This window comes from Niastella sp. (assembly GCF_045805085.1).
Taxonomy (GTDB): domain Bacteria; phylum Bacteroidota; class Bacteroidia; order Chitinophagales; family Chitinophagaceae; genus Niastella.
In genome coordinates this window covers 1-5,687 of the sequence record NZ_JBJMLX010000145.1, presented here as the reverse complement: position 1 = coordinate 5,687, position 5,687 = coordinate 1, and the positions used below count along the sequence as shown (strand labels likewise).

Below are 5,687 nucleotides of genomic sequence, written 5' to 3'. Positions count from 1 at the left end.
GCACGAGACAGGAACAGGGCACAAAATAACCTATTCACCTGCTAAAGATTATACGGGCAAAGACGCCATCACGTTGGTTTTGTCGGGGAAAGAGGTAGTGCAGCCGATTGAAGTTGTTAAAGATTCAGCCACCTATCGTGAAACAAAAGCAGCGCCTGGCACCTGGGTCGTAGTGGCCAATACCAACGACGTATATGAAATAGATAAACAGTATACACTTAATAAAATTGAAGTAGGGCCCGCTCATGGCACCGCAACTATAAAAGCTATTCAGTCGTTCAGTGATAATATTAAGTTATTGACTACTATTTTCCTGCGGCTGGTTCAAATGATTATAGCGCCACTTGTATTTTGTACACTGGTGGTGGGCATTGCCAAACTGGGTGATCTGAAAACCGTGGGCCGGGTAGGCGGCAAAGCATTATTGTGGTTTGTTTCCGCTTCATTGGTGAGCCTGCTCATTGGTATGCTCATCGTTAACCTGTCGAAACCAGGGAACGCTATTTCGGGCATGGAAGACGCCGCAGGTGCCAAAGACCTGATTGGTAAAACCCAGGAGTTTTCTTTGGCTAAATTTGTGGAGCACGTATTTCCGAAAAGCGTGATAGAGGCTATGTCTTCCAATGAAATACTGCAGATCGTGATCTTCAGTATTTTTTTTGGTGTGGCTATGTCGGCGCTGGGGGATATTACCAAACCGGTGGTAAAAGCGCTGGATGCCGTGGCGCACGTAATTTTAAAAATGGTGGGGTATGTAATGAACTTTGCTCCTCTTGGGGTGTTTGGCGCCATTGCGGCGGTAATTGCCACCAAAGGGCTGGAAGTGTTCATTTTCTATGGCAAATACCTGCTGTTCTTTTTAATAGGGATAGTTTTATTGTGGACGGTTTTATTATCAGTGGGATATTTGATCCTGGGAAAGCGTGTAGGCCATTTGATAAAAAGAATTGCCTCGCCCATGCTGATTGCCTTCAGCACCACCAGCAGTGAGGCCGTTTTTCCCAAACTCACCGAAGAACTGGAACGCTTTGGTTGCAAGGATAAAATTGTTTCCTTCATTTTACCGTTGGGGTATAGTTTCAATCTCGATGGTAGCATGATGTACATGACCTTTGCCAGTTTGGCCATTGCACAGGCTTCGGGTGTCCATCTTGATCTGGGGACGCAGTTTACGATGTTGATCGTTTTAATGTTGACGAGCAAAGGAATTGCCGGTGTGCCGCGCGCATCGCTGGTGGTAGTAACGGCAACCTGCGCCATGTTTAAAATACCACCGGAAGGTGTAGCATTAATATTACCGATCGATCATTTTTGCGATATGTTCCGTACCATGACGAATGTAGTCGGTAATGCACTGGCAACAACAGTGGTTAGCAAATGGGAGGGAGAACTGAAGCCTGAAATAGTACAGGCAGAACCAGTATTGATAAAAGATTAAGCGAAAACAAATAACCTTTTTCATTAAATTTTTTATGTTAAAACGACTGATATTTTTATTGTTGACTGTGTTGACTGTATCCGTAGCCATGGCGCAGCAACAAATAAGAATTCAATGTACCAATCAGTACGAAATGCCGGTTAGTACAATAACCGTATCCGCTGGCGGCCAGACTGCAGACTATACAACTGATATAAAGGGTTTCACAACCATTACAGTAAACCCGGCCGAGACAATTACCATTACCAGTCCGTATCACGATGTGCTTACAGTGCCAGCCGGTACTTTAAAAAACGACGGCGTAATTACGCTGCATAAAACATTTACCTGGAAGGACCTGCTGAACCCTATGTTCTATATTGTGTACGGCGGTTTTTTCCTGTTGCTGTTTATTGTATTTGCCGAAACCGGTTTATTTGTCGGCTTCTTTTTACCGGGCGACAGCTTATTGTTTGTGGCCGGTATTTACAGCGCTAACCTGGCGAATGACCTGTTTAAAAAAATAGGTATGGGCGGCGTACGGTACGAAGCGCTCGATCTTTTTGTATTGGTCGCATTGATCTCACTCGCAGGTATCCTAGGCAATACCATAGGTTACTGGACAGGTAAAAAGATTGGTCCAACCATGTTCCACTGGCGCGACCGGTTCCTGTTCAAGAAAAAGTATTTGTATGATGCGCATGAGTTTTATGAAAAGCATGGTGGCGGCGCTATTGTATTTGCGCGTTTCCTGCCCATTATCAGAACCTTTGCGCCTATTGTGGCCGGTATTGTTGATATGGATAAAAAGAAGTTTTCCATCTTCAACATGATAGGCTGTGTTGCCTGGGTGTTCAGTATGATCATTGCCGGGCACTTTCTGCAAAAATGGATCTTCACCCAATTTAATTTTGACCTAAAGAAACACCTCGAACTGATAGTACTGGGTATTGTGATCGTAACAACTGCGCCTGTACTGATAAAACTATTATCCGGAAAAAAGAAGGTTTCTCAACCGCCAATTAAATAATCCTATGCAAGCAAAACCAGCATCTGTTTTTGGCCTGGCAGTATTTGTAGCTGCGCTGGGCTACTTTGTAGATATTTATGATCTGTTACTCTTCAGTATTATCCGGGTTCCTTCATTAAAGGACCTGGGTTTAACCCCGGACCAAATTGCTTCAGACGGTCTGTTCATTATCAATATCCAAATGGCCGGTTTGCTGATCGGTGGCATTTTGTGGGGTATCCTGGGTGATAAGAAAGGAAGATTGAAAGTATTATTCGCTTCCATCATTATATATTCACTGGGTAATATTGCCAACGGCTTTGTACATACGGTAAATCAGTATGCAGCCGTTCGTTTTTTAACTGGTGTGGGCCTGGCAGGTGAATTGGGCGCCGGTATTACCCTGGTAAGTGAACTGTTGCCCAAAGAAAAAAGAGGTATAGGTACCTCCCTGGTAGCCGGTGTTGGATTGACCGGTGCCGTGGTTGCTTTCTTTTTTAAACAAAACTTTCATTGGCGCACCTGCTATTTCATCGGCGGTGGCCTGGGCTTTTTGTTGCTGATGTTGCGGGTAGGTGTACTGGAGTCAGGCATGTTCAAGGATATTCAGCACAGCCATGTAAAGAAGGGGAATTTTTTCATGTTGCTGAACAATGGCAAACGGTTAAAAAAATACCTGTGTAGTATTTTGATCGGATTGCCTACCTGGTATGTGATCGGCATCCTGGTTAGCTTCTCAAAAGAGTTTGGGGAGAAAATGGGGGTTGTAGGCGCTGTTGACCCTGGTAAAGCTGTAATGTTTGCTTATGCCGCTATCTCAATCGGTGACATTGCCGTTGGTTTTGTAAGCCAGGCGTTAAGAAGCCGTAAAAAGGCCTTGTATATTTTTTACGGAATTACGGCTATTGGCATTGTGTGGTTCTTTAATTTAAGTGGCCAATCGGTGAACAGTCTGTATGCCGCCAGCGCGGTGTTAGGCTTTGGAACAGGTTTCTGGGCCATCTTTGTTACCATGGCTGCCGAGCAATTCGGCACCAACATCCGGGCCACTGCTGCTACCACCGTGCCCAATATGGTGCGGGGCGCATTGATCCTGATCTCCCTTTTGTTCACCTCGCTGCAGGCTTCAGCCGGCTATGTAAAAAGCGGGTTGATCACCGGTATAGTAGCTATGGTTATCGGGCTGGGTGCTGCTATTTTAACTGAAGAAACGTTTCATAAAGATCTTAACTACGTTGAGGAGTGATCGGGGATTGAAGTATGAAAATTCTTATCATCAGATTTAGTTCCATTGGGGACATTGTTTTAACAACGCCTGTTGTCCGTTGCCTGAAAAAACAGTTGCCGGAGGCAGAGGTGCATTATCTTACCAAAGCCAGCTTCAGGGCGGTGTTGGAAGCAAATCCCTACATAGATAAAATTCATTACCTGCAGGATGACCTGCAGGTAATTATTCCGGCCTTACAGTCCGAGAATTTTGATTATGTGATCGACCTGCATCACAACCTGCGCACCATGCGGGTGAAAAAAGCCCTGGGTAAAAAAGCGTTTTCTTTCAATAAGCTCAACATTCAGAAATTGCTCTACACCACTATCAAGCTGAATGTATTACCCGACGTGCATATCGTAGACCGTTACCTGCAAACAGTGGAATCGCTGGGCGTAAAGAACGACGGTCGCGGGTTGGATTATTTTATTCCTGAGACAGATAAGGTAAAAGAGAGCGATATCCCCGGCGGGCACCTGGCTGGTTATATTGGTGTGGTGATAGGCGCCGCCCATAACACCAAAAAATTACCCATCCACAAACTCAAGGAACTATGCGCCGCCATCGGGCATCCTATCATTTTACTGGGTGGTAAGGAAGACCGGGAAGCAGGCGAACAAATTGCCAGCGTTGACCCGCATAAGATCTATAACTCTTGCGGAAAATTCAATATCAACGAATCGGCCGACCTGGTACGCCGCGCCAAACTGATAATAACCCACGATACCGGGTTAATGCATATTGCCTCCGCTTTTCAAAAGCAGGTCATTTCAATTTGGGGTAATACCGTACCACAGTTTGGCATGTATCCTTATTACGGCGCCCTGTCACCGCAGTTGCTGAAAGACAAACTGCCCTACGATATTATGGAGGTACGGCCATTATATTGCCGCCCTTGTTCCAAAATAGGGTATAATAAATGTCCGCTCGGGCATTTTAAATGCATGGAGAAACAGTCTATAACAGACATTGTTAATAACGTAAACAGGCGGTTGAATAAACAATAGTTATTTATCGCAACCAGCTAATTCAGCTTGGTTTTGGTAAGTGTTTCCAGCTTGGAGGCGATCAGCTTTTTTTCGGCAAGGGATGTTGTTAAGGCCAGCGCCTGTTGAAGAAATTTATTGGCATTAAGATCATCTCCCAGTTGTATGTATAATTCACCCAGCACAGCACTAAAAATATAGTGCGAGTTAATAAGCTGTTCAATGGCATCTATCTTCCAGATCTCCTTCAACGCTGCTGCGGTTTCATTTAATTGCCACAGTACAATGGACCGGTTCAATATAACCAGTGGCGTGCGCTTTTGCTCCAGCAGCATATCGTACAACTGCAGCAAGCGCTGCCAGTTCGTGGCTGCAAAGGAATTGGCCATACAATGTTCTGCGGCAATAGCTGATTCGAGATGGTAAACGGTCAGTTCTTCACCCTGGGATGACAGGTTCAGATATTCATATCCTTTTTGAATAAGCGCTTTGTTCCAGGTGTTTCTGTCCTGGTGTTGCAGTAGAATGATGGAATTGTTTTCATCGATGCGGCTTTCAAACCGCGATGCCTGAAAACACATCAGGGAGAACAAGGCAAAAGTGGCGGGCTGTTTTCCGGCCCGGTGTTCTGCCAGTAACAGGCAAAGCCGCATGGCTTCCACACACAGGTCTTTGCGGATCACTTCATTAGGCTGTTGTGATTTATACCCTTCGTTAAAAAGCAGGTACAACACGGTATACACTATATGAAGCCTGCTGTTCAACTCGCGGCCCGAAGGGATATCGAGCGAAATACTGTTGTCTTTTAAAAACTGTTTGGCCCTGTATAAACGTTTTTGAATAACGGCTTCATTGGTAAGCAGGGCATGCGCAATTTCAGTTACGCCAAAACCCGATACGGTTTTCAGCGTGAGCGCTACCTGGTCTTCTTCTTTTAAGGAGGGATGACAACAGGCAAAGATCATCCGCAGCTGGCTGTCGGCAATTTCTGTTTCTGAGAAGAATTGT

General features: G+C 45.2%; 5 protein-coding genes. 4 read left to right on the top strand and 1 reads right to left on the bottom strand.

The genetic code is table 11. The features are described from left to right. From ACJ751_RS07265 to ACJ751_RS07250, 4 genes are all read left to right on the top strand, one after another. Positions 1–1,438 (top strand): dicarboxylate/amino acid:cation symporter (locus ACJ751_RS07265; protein ID WP_407744745.1); only part of this gene is annotated, 1,438 nt, incomplete at its 5' end. A gap of 34 nt (positions 1,439–1,472) precedes the next feature. Then, positions 1,473–2,447: a DedA family protein gene (locus tag ACJ751_RS07260; RefSeq protein ID WP_407744744.1), complete on the top strand. Its 975-nt coding sequence runs from the start codon at positions 1,473–1,475 to the stop codon at positions 2,445–2,447. A 4-nt stretch (positions 2,448–2,451) separates the two neighbouring features. After that, on the top strand, positions 2,452–3,672 hold the full coding sequence (locus ACJ751_RS07255) for an MFS transporter (protein ID WP_407744743.1): 1,221 nt from the start codon (positions 2,452–2,454) through the stop codon (positions 3,670–3,672). Positions 3,673–3,686: 14 nt separating this feature from the next. Then, positions 3,687–4,700 (top strand): glycosyltransferase family 9 protein, encoded by a 1,014-nt coding sequence (locus ACJ751_RS07250; protein WP_407744742.1) that lies wholly within the window; start codon positions 3,687–3,689, stop codon positions 4,698–4,700. Positions 4,701–4,717: 17 nt separating this feature from the next. Here ACJ751_RS07250 and ACJ751_RS07245 read toward each other — a convergent pair. Next, positions 4,718–5,687, bottom strand: a 970-nt coding sequence (locus ACJ751_RS07245) for an RNA polymerase sigma factor (RefSeq protein ID WP_407744740.1), incomplete at its 5' end; no start/stop codon positions are given.